The 14389-nt window shown below is 58.2% G+C and carries 14 protein-coding genes; 3 read left to right on the top strand and 11 right to left on the bottom strand.

All coding sequences use genetic code 11. The features are described from left to right. Positions 1–315 precede the first annotated feature (315 nt). Positions 316–525, top strand: a complete 210-nt coding sequence (locus tag FMN52_RS03320; RefSeq protein ID WP_008169155.1) for a cold-shock protein — start codon at positions 316–318, stop codon at positions 523–525. A 91-nt stretch (positions 526–616) separates the two neighbouring features. Here FMN52_RS03320 and leuA read toward each other — a convergent pair whose 3' ends face one another. Beyond that, on the bottom strand, positions 617–2311 hold the full coding sequence (gene leuA / locus FMN52_RS03325) for a 2-isopropylmalate synthase (RefSeq protein ID WP_148607288.1): 1695 nt from the start codon (positions 2309–2311) through the stop codon (positions 617–619). Between the two features lie 145 nt (positions 2312–2456). Between leuA and FMN52_RS03330 the strand changes: the two genes are divergently transcribed. Beyond that, positions 2457–2954 carry an Lrp/AsnC family transcriptional regulator gene (locus FMN52_RS03330; RefSeq protein WP_148607289.1) on the top strand — a complete coding sequence of 166 codons (498 nt, stop codon included), beginning with the start codon at positions 2457–2459 and terminating at the stop codon, positions 2952–2954. Position 2955: 1 nt separating this feature from the next. Here the strand turns inward: FMN52_RS03330 and FMN52_RS03335 are convergent, their stop codons facing one another. After that, entirely contained in the window at positions 2956–3570 is a 615-nt protein-coding gene (locus tag FMN52_RS03335) for a TetR/AcrR family transcriptional regulator (RefSeq protein ID WP_148607290.1), read from the bottom strand. Between the two features lie 127 nt (positions 3571–3697). Between FMN52_RS03335 and FMN52_RS03340 the strand changes: the two genes are divergently transcribed. After that, positions 3698–5431: a proline--tRNA ligase gene (locus FMN52_RS03340; RefSeq protein WP_148607291.1), complete on the top strand. Its 1734-nt coding sequence runs from the start codon at positions 3698–3700 to the stop codon at positions 5429–5431. A gap of 35 nt (positions 5432–5466) precedes the next feature. Here the strand turns inward: FMN52_RS03340 and murB are convergent, their stop codons facing one another. From murB to FMN52_RS03385, 9 genes are all read right to left on the bottom strand, one after another. Further along, positions 5467–6501: a UDP-N-acetylmuramate dehydrogenase gene (gene murB, locus FMN52_RS03345; protein WP_148607292.1), complete on the bottom strand. Its 1035-nt coding sequence runs from the start codon at positions 6499–6501 to the stop codon at positions 5467–5469. Further along, positions 6498–6977, bottom strand: coding sequence for a low molecular weight protein-tyrosine-phosphatase (locus FMN52_RS03350; RefSeq protein ID WP_148607293.1), 480 nt, complete (start codon positions 6975–6977; stop codon positions 6498–6500). Before FMN52_RS03350 ends, murB begins: the two co-directional genes overlap by 4 nt. Then, on the bottom strand, positions 6970–7764 hold the full coding sequence (gene kdsB / locus FMN52_RS03355) for a 3-deoxy-manno-octulosonate cytidylyltransferase (RefSeq protein ID WP_148607294.1): 795 nt from the start codon (positions 7762–7764) through the stop codon (positions 6970–6972). The genes FMN52_RS03350 and kdsB overlap by 8 nt, the downstream gene beginning before the upstream one ends. 27 nt (positions 7765–7791) lie before the next feature. Next, complete coding sequence (locus FMN52_RS03360; RefSeq protein WP_064230163.1) at positions 7792–7980, bottom strand: Trm112 family protein; 189 nt, start codon at positions 7978–7980, stop codon at positions 7792–7794. Positions 7981–7999: 19 nt separating this feature from the next. After that, the gene (lpxK, locus tag FMN52_RS03365; protein ID WP_240339380.1) at positions 8000–9025 is read right to left on the bottom strand and encodes a tetraacyldisaccharide 4'-kinase; all 1026 of its coding nucleotides are present in this window, start codon (positions 9023–9025) and stop codon (positions 8000–8002) included. 17 nt (positions 9026–9042) lie between these two features. Beyond that, the gene (gene msbA, locus FMN52_RS03370; RefSeq protein ID WP_148607296.1) at positions 9043–10821 is read right to left on the bottom strand and encodes a lipid A export permease/ATP-binding protein MsbA; all 1779 of its coding nucleotides are present in this window, start codon (positions 10819–10821) and stop codon (positions 9043–9045) included. Further along, positions 10818–11243 (bottom strand): biopolymer transporter ExbD, encoded by a 426-nt coding sequence (locus FMN52_RS03375; protein WP_148607297.1) that lies wholly within the window; start codon positions 11241–11243, stop codon positions 10818–10820. Before FMN52_RS03375 ends, msbA begins: the two co-directional genes overlap by 4 nt. 5 nt (positions 11244–11248) lie before the next feature. Then, positions 11249–11875 (bottom strand): MotA/TolQ/ExbB proton channel family protein, encoded by a 627-nt coding sequence (locus tag FMN52_RS03380; RefSeq protein ID WP_008169179.1) that lies wholly within the window; start codon positions 11873–11875, stop codon positions 11249–11251. A 72-nt stretch (positions 11876–11947) separates the two neighbouring features. Further along, positions 11948–14380, bottom strand: coding sequence for a DNA internalization-related competence protein ComEC/Rec2 (locus FMN52_RS03385; RefSeq protein WP_240339381.1), 2433 nt, complete (start codon positions 14378–14380; stop codon positions 11948–11950). Positions 14381–14389 lie beyond the last annotated feature (9 nt).

Here is a 14389-nt window from a genome sequence, read left to right on the forward strand (position 1 = left end):
AGAAGCGCCCTGAACCGTGCCCGCCTCCGGAAAACGGATGGCGGGCACTTTTTGTTCAACCAAATCCCAAGCCGTTGTTTTTGCCGAGAATAAAACCTGCACTAAAGGTGCAAAAATTTCGTTGACGCCCCCCAAAGTCGGTCTATACTGAAATTGCTGTGAAAATACAGCGGTATTTGGTGAATGCGTTTCAACGTCCTGCCGAAGTGCTCTTCGTTGCCCCTTCCTCAGTACTCTCTGGATTTCTCAGCAACGATTCCATGTGGAATTTTGAAGGTCCCGTGAGGGCAAATTACAGAAAGACAGGAAAGATCAATGTCCGATACTAAAACCGGCCACGTTAAGTGGTTTAACGAGTCCAAAGGCTTTGGCTTCATTGCTCAGGACGGTGGCAGCGACGTGTTTGTTCACTACAGCGCAATCAATGCAAGCGGTTTCCGTACCCTGACCGAAGGCCAGCAGGTACAGTTCACCGTAACACAGGGCCCGAAAGGTCCGCAGGCGGAAAACGTTACCCCGGTCTGAGGGTCTACGCTCCGTCCTTTGCCCCTCACGGGCATCGGAAAACCAACAAGCCGGCACTCGTGCCGGCTTGTGTCGTCAGGGCGGTGCGCTATTACACACCCGCCGCTTCGGCCTCCATTTCTTTCCTGGGCATTTCAACACCCACCGCCTGGGCAACAGCCGAGAACAAGGCCTGCAGGGTGGCAGACGTGGTGTCCTCGGCAAGTGCCGCTGCACTGCAATGCATACCGCTTGCGGTCAAGCGAATACAGGCCAGTGCGTTGGCGTTCGTGCCCTCACCCAGTGCAAACTCATCGTAAGCCTCCACTGCGATGGATATGCCAAACCGCTTCTCAAGCGCCTCTGACACCGCCTCTACAGCGCCCAATCCATGACCATCCAGGCGTACTGGAGAAGCCTCACGACCCACCGACACCTCGGCGTGAACGCCTTCTTCGTCCCGATGCAGGTCATAGGAGCGCAGCGCCCAATCGGCGTGGACTTTCAGGTAGCGATCCTCGAACAGGCGATGAATGGTCAGTGAGTCGATCTCACCGCCGTTGGTTTCTGCTTCTCGCTGAACCACCTTGCTGAACTCGATCTGCAACCAGCGTGGCAGGCTGATGTTGTAATCCCGCTCCAGCACATAAGCGACTCCGCCTTTACCGGACTGGCTGTTGATGCGCACCACTTCCTCATAGCGACGGCCGACATCAAACGGATCGATGGGCAGGTAAGCGACGTTCCAGGTCTCTCCTTCCTTGCGGCGCGCCAGACACTTACGGATAGCGTCCTGATGGCTCCCGGAAAAGGCGGTAAAGACCAGTTCGCCGGCGTAGGGATGACGGGGATGGGTAGAAATCTCGGTACAGGCTTCAACAACCTCGGTGATCTCTGCCATGCCGGACAAATCCAGAGTCGGATCAATGCCCTGGGAATAAAGGTTCATGGCCATGGTCACGAGGTCCATGTTGCCAGTGCGCTCACCGTTGCCCATCAGGGTGCCCTCGACCCGGTCGGCTCCGGCCATGACCGCCAGTTCGGCAGCGGCCACGGCGCAGCCACGATCGTTGTGAGTGTGCACGCTGATGCTGATGTGCTCGCGGCGCTGAATGTTGTCGCAGATCCATTCGATCTGGTCTGCGAACACATTGGGTGTCGCCATTTCAACAGTCGCAGGCAGATTGATGATCATCGGCTGCCCCTCTTCCGGGCGCCAGACCGCGCTCACGGCATCAATCACTTCCGCGGCGAAATCCAGCTCGGTACCGGTAAAGCTCTCCGGTGAATACTGGAAGGTCCACTCGGTTTCCGGGTGGCGGGCGGCAATGTCACGAACCAGTTTTGCACCATTGACGGCAATATCCCTGATGCCATCGCGATCCAGGCCAAACACCTGCTCCCGCTGGACCGTGGACGTGGAATTGTAGACATGGACGATCGCCTTGCGGGCGCCGGACAGTGCTTCGTAGGTGCGCTCGATCAGTTCAGGGCGAGCCTGGGTCAGCACCTGGATCTTAACGTCCTCGGGAATACGATTTTCTTCAATGAGTTTGCGGCAGAAGTCGAAATCCGGCTGGCTTGCAGCAGGAAAGCCAATCTCGATTTCCTTGAATCCCAGCTTGACCAGCAGCTCGAACATCCGCGTTTTCTGGGCGACAGACATGGGCTTTACCAGCGCCTGATTGCCATCCCGAAGGTCCACGGCACACCAGGTCGGCGCCTTCTCGATGACCTTGTTCGGCCAGCGACGGTCGGTTTTGGCAACAGGTTTGAACGCAACGTATTTGCGATGATCGAAAGCCATGCGTGTAATTCCTTGCGGTTTCGGGAATGGAATCTTCAGTGTGTACAGGTTAACGCAATAAAGCTGGAATTTGATTGCGAACTCTCAACAGAAGGCGTACTTTTTAATTCATAAATTGCTGGTTAAACCCGATTAGCGGAATATTATGGCCGAAAATCAGAAAACCCTCGTCAAAATCGACAAGATGGACCGTCGCATCCTCGAACACCTCCAACAGGATGGCTCCCTGACCAACCAGGAACTGGCAGAAAAGGTCGGGCTGTCACCTTCACCCTGCTTGCGCCGTGTGAGGGCTCTTGAGGATGCTGGCATTATTGTCAGCACCGTCACTATTCTGGACCACAAGAAGCTTGGCCTGTCACTGACGGCGATTATACTGATTGGTATGGACCGGCACACACCAGAGCGATTCGCGGCGTTTGAAGAGCAGGTGGCCGAGTACCCGGAGGTGCAGGAGTGCTATCTGATCACCGGCCAGGACGCCGATTACATGCTCAAGGTGGTGGTACCGGACATGGACCACTACCACCATTTCCTGTTGAACCGTATCACCCGCATTCAGGGAGTCAGCGGCGTGCATTCCAGCTTTGTACTCCGGAGAGTGATCGACAGCACCGCCCTGCCCCTGGGTTATCTTTCCTGAATCACACCACAAGCTCGCGAACGTAGGCCCTCGCCATGCATTTGAGTTCTTCCACAAGCTGCCGCCCCTGGGCTTCAGGGAGGGTTACCGCCAGCCGCAGCACAGTGCCGGCGGACCTTGGCAGCAGCAGGCTTGCAGTCCAGCGGCGGTCTTCCGGGATCTGGGGGCACTCTTCTCTGAGCTTCTGGTCCAGGTCACGGGCGTTGCTGTATAGCTCTCTCAGGTCCAGCTCCCTGAGTTCGGGCATGGCCTCCACGCCGCTCCAGATAGCCGAGTAGGCAGGCTCATCGCGGTAGAACTCGTAGAATTGATCAATCAGAACGTCCACCGCATCAACCAGGTTCAGCTCCTGCAAACGCTCACGCAGGGCTCGTTCCATCTTCTCCACGTGCTGTTCAGCAATGGCATGAACGATGGCCGCCTTGTTGGGAAAATATCGGTAAAGGGAGGCCAGAGACATGCCCGACTGCCTTGCAATGGCTGACATGCTGACGGCGTCGACACCGGTCTCGTGAAAAATGGTGGCGGCATGGCGAAGGATGGTGTTGACGCGTTCCCGGCTGCGCGCCTGAACCGGCCGGCGCCGCGGGGCCACATCAATAGATTCGTCGGTCATCATCTGTACCTTGTGCAACAGGCTCCGTACAATAATGGCCACTTTACGACAAATAAAGGCTTCGGCGGGCCAACCGCCGCCTGTCCATTAGTCTAACACTTCAGATTTATTACAAACGGAAGACACGATGCGAGCAAGCCGCTACCTGATTGCCACCCAGAAAGAGACCCCCGCCGACGCCGAGATCATCAGCCATCAGCTGATGTTGCGTGCCGGCATGATCCGCAAACTGGCCGCCGGGTTATACACCTGGTTGCCAATGGGCCTGCGTACCCTGCGCAAGGTCGAGCGGATTGTTCGCGAAGAAATGGACAAGAGTGGTGCTCAGGAAGTCTTGATGCCGGCGGTTCAACCGGCCGAACTCTGGGAGGAATCCGGGCGCTGGACCCAGTACGGCGGCGAACTGCTGCGAATGAAAGACCGGCATGGCCGGGATTTCTGTTTCGGGCCGACCCACGAAGAGGTGATTACCGACCTGATCCGGAACGAGCTGAGCAGCTACAAGGAACTGCCGGCCAACTTCTATCAGGTCCAGACCAAATTCCGGGATGAGCGTCGCCCCCGGTTCGGCGTCATGCGGGCCAGGGAATTCCTCATGAAGGATGCCTACTCCTTCCACCTGAACGCAGAATCCCTGAACGAAACCTATGAGCTCATGCATCGCACCTACTGTGCCATTTTCGACCGGTTTGGCCTGGATTACCGTCCGGTACAAGCGGATTCAGGCGCCATTGGCGGCAGCGCGTCCCACGAGTTCCATGTGCTCGCGTCCTCCGGCGAAGACGACATCGTATTCAGCACCGAGAGCGATTATGCGGCCAACATCGAGAAAGCTGAGGCGGTAGCCCCGAGCGGTACCCGCCCTGCCCCGGCCGAGGAGCTGAAGGAAGTCGCCACGCCAGACCAGAAAACCATCGAGGCGGTGTCAGCGTTGCTGGGCATTGATGCCACGCGCACAGTCAAGACTTTGCTGGTGAAGGCCGAAGCGGACGAAAACGGCAACTCCGGCCTGGTTGCACTGGTGCTGCGTGGTGATCATACCCTCAACGAAATCAAGGCTGAAAACCTGGCCGGCGTCGCCGAGCCTCTGACCATGGCCACCGATGAGGAAATCGAACAGGCCGTCGGGTGCAAGGCCGGTTCGATCGGACCGGTAAAAATCAATGTGCCGGTCATTGTTGACCGCAGTGCTGCCCACCTTGCGGACTTTGTCTGCGGCGCGAACCGTGAGGGTTTCCACCTGACCGGGGTGAACTGGGAGAGAGACGCAGCGCTTCAGCGTGTGGAGGACCTGCGCAACGTGGTTGAAGGAGACCCCAGCCCGGATGGCAAGGGCACTCTGGAAATCCGACGCGGTATTGAGGTCGGCCATATCTTCAAACTCGGGAACAAATACAGTACCGCCATGAACGCTACGGTTCTGGATGAGAATGGCAAAACCGTGATCATGGACATGGGCTGCTACGGCCTGGGCGTTTCCCGGGTTGTGGCCGCAGCCATCGAACAGAACCACGACGATAATGGCATCATCTGGCCCGACGCCATTGCGCCTTTCCAGGTGGCCATCGTCACTCTTAACGCCCACAAGTCCCCCACGGTGGCCGAAGCCGGCGAGAAGCTTTATGAGCAGCTGCGCCAGGCCGGCTACGACGTGCTTCTGGATGACCGCAAAGAGCGTCCGGGTGTGAAGTTCGCCGATATGGAGCTGATCGGTATACCGCATCGGTTCGTGGTGTCCGAGCGCGGCCTGGCTGCGGGGACCCTGGAATACAAGGGCCGAAGGGATGCAGAAAAACAGGATATTCCGGTGGCTGAAGCGCTGCCATTCCTGGTAAATGCCTCGCCCCGCAAAGGTCTTTGAAAAGATCTTTGAATCCGTGCCCGCCTCAGGCGGGCTTACCTCTGGCTACCCACGATCCCCGGCTCCATTTCCAGCGTTACCCCGAACCGCTCCGCCACCGATTGACGGATCGTCTCGGCTAGCTCGAGTATGTCGGCGCCGCTGCCGCCCGAGTGGTTAATCAGAACCAGGGCCTGCCGGTTATGAACGCCCACCCGGGCATTTCGGAACCCTTTCCAGCCACTTTGGTCGATCAGCCAGGCCGCGGCCAGCTTAACGCCCTGCTCCTGAGGGTACGCCACGATATCGGGGTTCCGTTCCCTGAGAGATTCAAAGGTTGCGCGATCAACCACCGGGTTCTTGAAGAAACTCCCGGCATTCGGAATGATGTCCGGGTCCGGCAGCTTGCGTCGACGGATGGCCATAACGGCCTCCGCAACCTGCAGAGGATCAAGGGCGGTTTCCGGCGCATCACCGAGGTACTCCTGAAGATCGCGATACCCCAGCACCAGTGGTCTTAAGCGGGACAGGCCCAGACGGATTTCGGTGATCACGTAGCGGCCCGGCGTCTGTTTGAACAGGCTGTCGCGGTATGCAAACCGACACTCCGCATTCTCGAGAATAACCAGCTCACCAGTCTTGCGGTCCAGCGCCGTAACCGATTCCAGACAATCACAGAGTTCGACCCCGTAGGCACCGATATTCTGAACCGGAGCGGCACCAGCGGTTCCAGGAATCAGTGCCAGATTCTCGATGCCGCGATAACCGGCCCGGGCTGCATACAGAACCGCCTCATGCCAGTTCTCACCAGCTCCAAGCACCAGGGTGGCCCTGTGGTCTTCGATGTGCTCCCAGCGGCGTCCGCGAATGGCCAGGCGGACCACAAGGCCCATAAAGTCGCCGGCCAGCACCAGGTTACTGCCACCACCGAGAATCAGCACCTCCTGGTCTTCGGACGCAGCCCAGTCCAGAGACCGAACCAGATCGTCAGCACTGTGAGCCTCCGCATAATAGCGGGCTCTGGCCGGCACGTGCAGTGTGTTCAGTGCCTCCAGCTCAATGTTCTCACGGATCTCCAGCCGCTGACTCAAGCCAGGCGCCCCCGGATATCCGCCAGTAGCCCCTCGCCAGCGTCGTGAATCAGATCAAGCACCATCTCGAAACCTTCATCGCCACCGTAATAGGGATCTGGCACCTCCTGATGCGATGATTGACCGTACTCCAGAAACAAGGCCGGCCGGGTGCCGCCGTTCTGATGCCAGACATCCTTGATGTCGGCCAGGTTCTGGCGATCCATCACCAGCACGTAGTCGAAGGTATCAAGATCCTCTGGACTGAACTGGCGTGCGCGCAATCCGCTGATATCAATGCCCCGGCGCCGGGCAGCCTCCTGGGCGCGCGTGTCAGGGTTCTTGCCAATGTGCCAGTGACCGGTGCCACAGGAATCGATTTGGACCTGATCTGCCAGACCAGCCTGCTCCACCTGGGAACGAAACACACCTTCGGCACTGGGCGAGCGACAGATGTTACCCAGACAGACGAAAAGTACTTTTACTGGTTCAGCCATTGCCGATGTCCCTCCTTTCAAGCCAGTCTCGGACCCTTTGCAGATCAGCTTCGGTATCAATACCGCCTGGCGGATTCACGGCGGCGACATCCACGTGGATCCGGGCGCCATTGTAGAGCGCACGCAACTGCTCCAGGGATTCGGTGACCTCTGTGGGCGCGGGTGCCCAACTGACAAACTCACCCAGGACCGACGCGCGGTAACCGTAGATACCAATATGTCGGAAATACCCGATGTTGTCTGGCAGGGAGCTATCCACACCCGTTAGAGGCGTGCCCTCCTGCCAATGGTCCCGGGCCCATGGAATTGGCGCCCGGCTAAAATAATGCGCCATCCCCTGGTGATCAAAGACCACCTTGACCACGTTTGGGTTGAAGACCTGCTCCGGGTCATGAATGCGTTCGCACAGGGTGGCAATGGCGGCTTCCGGATACAGCTCGAGGTTGTCGGCAACCTGATTGATCAGTTCCGGCGGAATCAGAGGTTCGTCACCCTGCACGTTGACCACCCGGTGGTCGGCCTCAAAACCAAGCGCCCGGGCGACTTCTTCGAGTCGGTCAGTGCCACTGGCGTGGTTCTGAGATGTCATTACCACCTCGGCACCAAAGCTCTCGCAAGCGGCGCGTATTCGGTTGTCGTCGGTGGCCACAACCACCCGGTCTGCCCGGCTTTCCGCAGCACGTTCGCAGACATGCTGGATCATGGGCTTTCCGGCAATTTCCGCCAGCGGCTTGCCCGGAAGGCGACTGGAGGCATAGCGGGCCGGAATCACAACGGTAAAAGACATGACGTAACTACCCTGATGGACTTGGGTTTAGCGCTTGTGCAGACGCTCATCGGTGGACAGGGTCCGGGCCTCTGTGGCCAACATAACCGGAATTCCCTCGCGGATCGGGAAGGCCATGGCGTCCTGATAACAGACCAGCTCTGTTCTGTCCTCATTGAGCTTCAGATCACCTTTGCATACCGGACAGGCCAGCATCGCCAACAGTTTTTTATCCATGTTGCTTACTCACTTGATATCAAGAAGTTATAGGCTCGGAACACTGGCGAACGCGCGCCAGAAACGCATCCCGGAACTGGTCCGGCAATCTTGCCTCAACCACCAGGCTCCATGCATTCTCGGGCGCAAATTCGCGGCATTTCACTGCGTCCTTTGCCGTCATGACGATCAACTCATCAGTGTCGGTCTTCAGATCCTCCGGGCGGAACCGATGGTGATCCGGAAAAGCCGTCTCGGCAACCGAAGCACCCAGGGTCCTGAGCGTATCGAAAAATCGGGCCGGATTGCCGATTCCCGCCACTGCCTTTACCGCCCTGCCCTTGAGATCCTCGACAGTTCTGGACGCCCCCGTTTTCAGGTGAATCAGGGTTGCCGGCTGAAGCACCATGGAATAGATGGCCGGGTGGTCTATGCCGGCAAAACTCTCCAGAGCCTGCTGCGAGAGTTCCTTGTCATTTACGATAACAAAATCGACGGAAGCGAGGCGCGAAACCGGCTCTCGAAGGGGGCCAACCGGAATCAGGGCGCCGTTGCCAATGCCCCGTTGCCCATCAAATACTGAGAGCTCCAGGTCCCTGGGCAATTTATAGTGCTGGAGACCATCGTCGCAGATCAGCACATCCCCGAGATTCTTCTCAAGCGCATAGTCGGCGGCCCGACGGCGCTGGGGATCAACAACCACCGGACACCCGGTGCTGAGCGCGAGCATGACCGGCTCGTCACCGGCTTCGGCGGGGCTGGTGTCTGCCGCGACTTCCAGAGGGTATTGGCCGGCATCACCGCCATACCCCCTGCTGAGAATGACCGGCCGCCAGCCAGCAGATGCCAGTTCGGAGACTAGCCAGGCGGTCAGCGGTGACTTGCCGGTTCCACCGGCAGTGATATTGCCAACCACAATCACCGGCACGGGCAGCGAAGCATCCCGCGAATCCCAGGCAGCACGACGGCGAGCTTCTGAAATACTTCGGTACAACCAGGACAGCGGTGCCAGAAAGCCTAAGGGCCGTTTACTGCCATACCAGAGACGTTCAACCAGAGAACTCATGGCGGATTGCACCGCACTCATGGCTGGTCGCTGAACTGCATCTGGTGCAGCTGAGCGTAAGCGCCGCCAGCAGCAAGGAGTTCTTCATGGCCACCGGACTCTGCGATTCGCCCGTTTTCCATCACCAGAATCCTGTCGGCTTTCTCGATGGTGGACAGGCGGTGCGCGATGACCAGTGTGGTACGCCCCTGCATGACCGTCTCCAGCGCTTCCTGAATGTGGCGTTCCGATTCCGTATCCAGCGCCGATGTTGCTTCATCAAGAATCAGAATCGGCGCGTTCTTGAGCAGTGCCCGGGCGATGGCGAGCCTCTGCCGCTGCCCACCCGAGAGCATGACACCGTTATCGCCGATCATGGTATCCAGGCCTTCAGGCATGCGGTCGATAAACTCGAGAGCATGAGCCTTGGCGGCCGCCTCCCGGATTTCCTCAGGCGAGCAGTCTCTCAAGGCGCCGTAGGCAATATTGGCAGCGATGGTGTCGTTGAACAGGACAACATTCTGCGTTACCAACGCGATCTGTTTACGCAGGGCTTTCAGAGAAAAATCACGCAGGGAATGCCCGTCGATCCGGATATCGCCACCGGTGTACTCGTAGAACCTCGGCAACAGGCTCACCAGGGTAGATTTTCCGCTACCGGAGCGCCCGACCAATGCCACGCTTTGGCCTGCGGGAATGCTGAGTGAGATGCCTTCAAGAACATTATCCAACTGGTCACGGTACCGGAACGCCACCTCATCAAACTCGATGTCGCCCTCAACGCGATCCGGAGCAAAAGTACCGGGATCCTGCTCCGGGGATTCGTCAATGGTTTCGAAGACATCATAGGCCGCAGCGACGCCCTTCTGGATTTTGGCATGAACCGAAGTCACCTGGCGGATCGGTTTTGCCATGGTGGTGGCGGCAGTAATAAAAGCCACCAGCTGCCCCGTGGTCATTTCGCCACGGATTTCCGGCGCCAGCATCATCCAGACCAGTCCGGCAATGGCGATGGCCACCAGCACCTGAATCACCGGAACACTGATGGCCTGAGTGGACGCCATCTTCAGACTTTGCTTTAAGTTTTTATTATTAACTTCTTGAAACCGCTGGCGCTCGTAATCCTCACCACCGAAGGTGCGAACAACGCGGTAACCGGTAATCGATTCTGAGGCGACATGGGTTATGTCGCCCATCGAGCCCTGGATGCGCTTACTGATCTTGCGGAAGCGTTTGCTCGCGTAGCTGACGACCGCAGCAATCAGCGGCCCCACCGCCAGGAAAATCAATGTGAGCTTCCAGTTGGTGTAAAACATGTAGCCCAGCAGACCAACGATGGTCAGGCCTTCGCGCAGCGTAATGGTCACTGCGTTGGTAGTAGCCTCCGCCACCTGCTCCACGTTAAAGGTGAGCTTGGAGACCAGGCGTCCGGCCGCGTTGTCATCAAAGTAACGGGAGGGCAATGTCATCAGTCGATCGAACACATCATTGCGTAACGCATTGATGACCTGGCGACCCACATAACTGATGAAATACTGGCTCAGGAACGTGCCCAACCCCCGGAATGCGAACACCCCAACGATGACCAGGGTGAGCATCAGGCGGTTCTGCTCGGTGGGATTCTCGATGGCGGCGATAACGTATTCCATGGCGGCCGCCATACCCGTCGATGCGGCGGCATAGATGATGTTGCCAAGAACGGCCAGGGAGAAGGCCAGCATGAAGGGCTTCACATAAGCGAGCAGGCGTTTGTAGGTTTCCCAGCTGCCCGCCGGTAGCCCGGCCGGAGTATCAGGTAAAGGCTCGGTTACCTTCACGGGTTCTCAGCCTCCCGCTCAGTGGTAATGCTGAGCTTGGCGAATCCCAGGCGTCCGGCAACGTCCATGGCACGAACCACAAACTCGTGGGGGGTACGGGCATCGGCGGTAATGATAAACGGGAGCGAGTTATTGCCTTCAGCCAGCTCACGAACACCCCGCTCAAGCGTCTCACGCCGGTTATTGACCAAAGTCCGGTCGTTCAGAATGTACTGACCCTCGGCATTGATCACCACGTCAATCTGCTGCACTTCTGATGCCGGCGCGGGCTCGCCACTGGCTTCGGGAAGCTCAACCTGAAGATGGCTTTCTCGGGTAAAGGTTGTGGAAACCATAAAGAAAATCAGCAGCAGGAACACCACGTCGATCAGTGGTGTCAGGTCTACCCCGACTTCCTGGCTTCTCTGGCGCTTGAACTTCACGGCGTTCAGGCTCCTTCCACGTCGATTTCGCGGTCTCCGTGTACTACCTCAACCAGCTTGATGGCTTCCTGCTCCATACCAACGACCAGCTCATCCACCCGGCGGATGAAGTAGCGGTGGCAGATCAGCGCCGGGATGGCCACGCTCAGACCAGCTGCGGTGGTAATCAGTGCTTCGGAGATACCGCCAGCCAGGTTGCCCGCATTGCCAACCCCTGCCAACTGGATCTCCGCAAACACCTTGATCATGCCAATAACCGTGCCTAGCAGGCCCAGCAGAGGGGTGATGGTTGCAACGGTGCCCAGAGGATTCAGGAAGCGCTCCAGATCGTGAATGACCTGGCTTGCCTCGTGCTCAATGCTCTCTTTCATGATTTCGCGGCCATGCTTGGCGTTAAGCAGGCCACCGGCCAGAATTCGGCCCAGGGGCGAGGAACCCTGAAGAGCCTTCAGCTTCCGGCCATTGAGTTCTTTTTTCTTGATCCAGCGCCATAACTCGTTAATGGTCTGGGGAGGCGCTACCCTGGAGGCGCGAAGGGTCCAGAAACGCTCCAGAATGATGGCCAGCGCCAGAATGGAGCAGGCAACAATTGGCACCATCAGAATGCCACCGGCTTTCAACAGCTCGAACACGCTTGGTCTCCCTGATTGTTTGCAAGCCGCGCTACTTTAGCATAGCTGCCGGTGGAGGCCACACCTGCAATGTCACGGTATTTTACATTGATCACGGGCAAGCCCCGGGCCGCCAATCCAGAATGGCGACCGATGGCGCATTTCCTTTAACGCCAACCGGTTATCGACAATGGTCATCACGATGCTGCCGGAACAGGCTGTATTCAGCGAAACTGCTCCGATCCCGGCATAGCGGGCGGTTACCGTCGGGTGAGGATGGCCATACCGGTGTCGATAGCCGGCGGTATAGATAACCAGGTCCGGCCTCAACGCCCTGACCCAGGCTTCGGAGGATGACGTTTTGCTACCGTGGTGGGGTGCGACAAGCACTCTGGTCACCGGCGCCTGTAAATCCGCTCGAGCAGCGAGATAATCCAGATATTGGGCTTCCATTTGATCGGTAATATCCCCGGGCAGGATCCACTCGGTGCCTGACTCAGGGTGATAGATTCGAAGCACACAGGACGCGTCGTTGCCTTCTGTCGCACCCTCCCCTTGCCAATATTCCAAAATCAGACTCTCGAGTCTTTGGACAGACCGATTGCAGCCCGACACCGGCAGAACGGTAATCTGGCTTCTGAGCGGAATCGGCTCGCCAGCGATGACCCGCCCGATTTCAATCTCACGGGTCAATTCCGATACGCCCCCGGCGTGATCACTGTCTGCGTGACTGATCACCAGGGTATCAATCCGCCTGATGCCCTCGGTCTCCAGATTCGGCAGGAGGGTCGATTCAACAGCCGAGAATACACCCGGAACGGCAGGGCCTGTGTCGTAAACCAGTACCTCCCGCCCGTGACGAACCAGAACAGAAAGGCCTTGACCAACATCCCAGACCCGTATTTCCGGCGCTGTCAGATACGGGTTCTTTACCGGCGCTGGCTCCGGGTAAGTCAGCCACAACACTGCCAACAGGGCAGCGACAAGGCGGAACGTGGCAAAGGGCATGAATACGAGCGTGACGGTCAGTAACGCCCAGCCAACAAGCTCCGGAACACTGGCGGCAATGTCTGGCGCCTGCCACTCCGCAAACCATGTCAGCAAGAACCAGAGCATGCCCAGTATCAGATCAAATAACGGGACAAATAGCTGGGCGGCGCCGGGAACAATGGCCGTCATCAACCCACCGGTCACCAGAATTGGCATAACCACAAGAGATACCCAGGGAATCGCTAACAGATTGGCCAGCAGCCCCACCATGGGCTGACCCTGCCCCAGAATCTCCAGAATTGGCCATAAACCGCCAAATACCGCAACCTGGGCCAGGACGAGCCCCGTCAAGGATCCGGTTCCAGCAAGCCGCGCAGAGAACACCGCAATCAGGACGGCGACAGCGGTAAACGAAAGCCAGAACCCCTGATCCAGAGGCGCGAACGGATCCAGCAGAAGAACAGCCGTCAGTGCGGCCAGGAAGGCCTGCCATACGGGGGCCTGACGACTCATAAGAATCAGCCATCCGCCTGCAACCACCATGATCAGGGCGCGACGGGTCGGCACGGTAAAGCCGGCCGCCAGAGCATAAACCAGGCAACAGCTCAGTACCGACGTGAAGACAATCCAGCGGCTGGCCTCATCACTGACCCTTCGCGCCGGCAGCGCCAGCAACAGTCGCCTGCACAAAAAGCCGGCACCCAGCGCAACCAGCCCCAGATGCAGACCCGAGATCGCTACCAGGTGAATGGTGCCTGTCGCTTTGAGTACACCCCAGTGCTCCTGCTCCATGTGGCCGCGATGGCCGATTAGCAGCGAGGACACCAGCGGAAAATACTTGGCATCGCCAAACTGCTCGGAGGTCCAGTTATGAAGTGAAAGATGCAGGCGGCGGTACTGGCAGTGCAGGAAACACCCCACCGTCGGATCGCCCTGAACACTACGGACGCTTCCTGTGGCCCGATACCCCTTCCGAAAGAGCCAGTCCTCGTAGCGGAAGCCTGCAGGGTTGAGGGTGCCATGGGGGCGTTTGAGAACCACTTCCAGCCGCAGGCGGGCGCCGGGGAGTTGTTCATTCCCGTGACCATACCAGGACAATCTGAGCAGGCCCGGCATCCTTGCTTCCTGCCCGGTTTCGATGGGAAGGTTGTGCCACTGGGTGATACAGAAACTGAAACGTAAACTGTTGAAGCTTCCGGTTGAGGGAATGTCGCACAGGTATCCCGAGACCGAGAGGCGCTCCCGTTCAAGACTGCCCGGAAGGGTGGTCGAAAGCCGGTCACCGGCATGCCAGGAAGCCCAGAGCAGCCCTGAAGCAAGGCCAAGGGCGAATACAGTTAACCGGGAGGCAACGGGCGATAAAGAACAGGACAGAACAATAACAAGCAGCAATATCGCGGCGATCAACCACTCGGGAGGTGGCAGTATCGACAACCAATACAGTAAGATAACGCCACAAGAGAAGGCGATAACGCCCACTACTGCGGAACCGGACTTGCCATTAGAGCGTGCCGGGCGATTGATACTTCCGGACAATCCTTGTCC

Source organism: Marinobacter sp. BW6 (assembly GCF_008107725.1).
In the GTDB taxonomy this organism is placed as follows: domain Bacteria; phylum Pseudomonadota; class Gammaproteobacteria; order Pseudomonadales; family Oleiphilaceae; genus Marinobacter.

Bases quoted from the DNA above. Each gene is read 5' to 3' on its own strand.
- FMN52_RS03360 (WP_064230163.1), bottom strand. From the start codon at position 7,980: ATGGATAAAAAACTGTTGGCGATGCTGGCCTGTCCGGTATGCAAAGGT.
- FMN52_RS03330 (WP_148607289.1), top strand. From the start codon at position 2,457: ATGGCCGAAAATCAGAAAACCCTCGTCAAAATCGACAAGATGGACCGT.
- FMN52_RS03335 (WP_148607290.1), bottom strand. From the start codon at position 3,570: ATGACCGACGAATCTATTGATGTGGCCCCGCGGCGCCGGCCGGTTCAG.
- FMN52_RS03340 (WP_148607291.1), top strand. From the start codon at position 3,698: ATGCGAGCAAGCCGCTACCTGATTGCCACCCAGAAAGAGACCCCCGCC.
- FMN52_RS03350 (WP_148607293.1), bottom strand. From the start codon at position 6,977: ATGGCTGAACCAGTAAAAGTACTTTTCGTCTGTCTGGGTAACATCTGT.
- kdsB (WP_148607294.1), bottom strand. From the start codon at position 7,764: ATGTCTTTTACCGTTGTGATTCCGGCCCGCTATGCCTCCAGTCGCCTT.
- leuA (WP_148607288.1), bottom strand. From the start codon at position 2,311: ATGGCTTTCGATCATCGCAAATACGTTGCGTTCAAACCTGTTGCCAAA.
- FMN52_RS03320 (WP_008169155.1), top strand. From the start codon at position 316: ATGTCCGATACTAAAACCGGCCACGTTAAGTGGTTTAACGAGTCCAAA.
- lpxK (WP_240339380.1), bottom strand. From the start codon at position 9,025: ATGAGTTCTCTGGTTGAACGTCTCTGGTATGGCAGTAAACGGCCCTTA.